The sequence below is a fragment of the Salmonella sp. SAL04213 genome (assembly GCF_046550535.1).
Taxonomy (GTDB): Bacteria; Pseudomonadota; Gammaproteobacteria; order Enterobacterales; family Enterobacteriaceae; genus Salmonella; species Salmonella enterica.
Window position 1 is genome coordinate 1 of sequence record NZ_JBGDXS010000022.1, and the last position, 768, is coordinate 768.

The 768-nt window shown below is 53.5% G+C and carries 1 protein-coding gene; it reads left to right on the plus strand.

The genetic code is table 11. The features are described 5' to 3' along the window. The first annotated feature begins 55 nt into the window (after positions 1 to 55). A protein-coding gene (locus tag ACLJPQ_RS22420; protein ID WP_095033700.1) for an IS1-like element IS1B family transposase occupies positions 56 to 753 on the plus strand; the annotation gives its coding sequence in 2 pieces (ribosomal slippage) (positions 56 to 305 and positions 305 to 753; 699 coding nt in all). The last annotated feature ends 15 nt before the right edge of the window (positions 754 to 768 follow it).

The following is a 768-nucleotide window of genomic DNA, read 5'->3' on the forward strand; positions in this document are numbered from 1 at the left end:
GGTGATGCTGCCAACTTACTGATTTAGTGTATGATGGTGTTTTTGAGGTGCTCCAGTGGCTTCTGTTTCTATCAGCTGTCCCTCCTGTTCAGCTACTGACGGGGTGGTGCGTAACGGCAAAAGCACTGCCGGACATCAGCGCTATCTCTGCTCTCACTGCCGTAAAACATGGCAACTGCAGTTCACTTACACCGCTTCTCAACCCGGTACGCACCAGAAAATCATTGATATGGCCATGAATGGCGTTGGATGCCGGGCAACCGCCCGCATTATGGGCGTTGGCCTCAACACGATTTTCCGCCATTTAAAAAACTCAGGCCGCAGTCGGTAACCTCGCGCATACAGCCGGGCAGTGACGTCATCGTCTGCGCGGAAATGGACGAACAGTGGGGATACGTCGGGGCTAAATCGCGCCAGCGCTGGCTGTTTTACGCGTATGACAGGCTCCGGAAGACGGTTGTTGCGCACGTATTCGGTGAACGCACTATGGCGACGCTGGGGCGTCTTATGAGCCTGCTGTCACCCTTTGACGTGGTGATATGGATGACGGATGGCTGGCCGCTGTATGAATCCCGCCTGAAGGGAAAGCTGCACGTAATCAGCAAGCGATATACGCAGCGAATTGAGCGGCATAACCTGAATCTGAGGCAGCACCTGGCACGGCTGGGACGGAAGTCGCTGTCGTTCTCAAAATCGGTGGAGCTGCATGACAAAGTCATCGGGCATTATCTGAACATAAAACACTATCAATAAGTTGGAGTCATTACC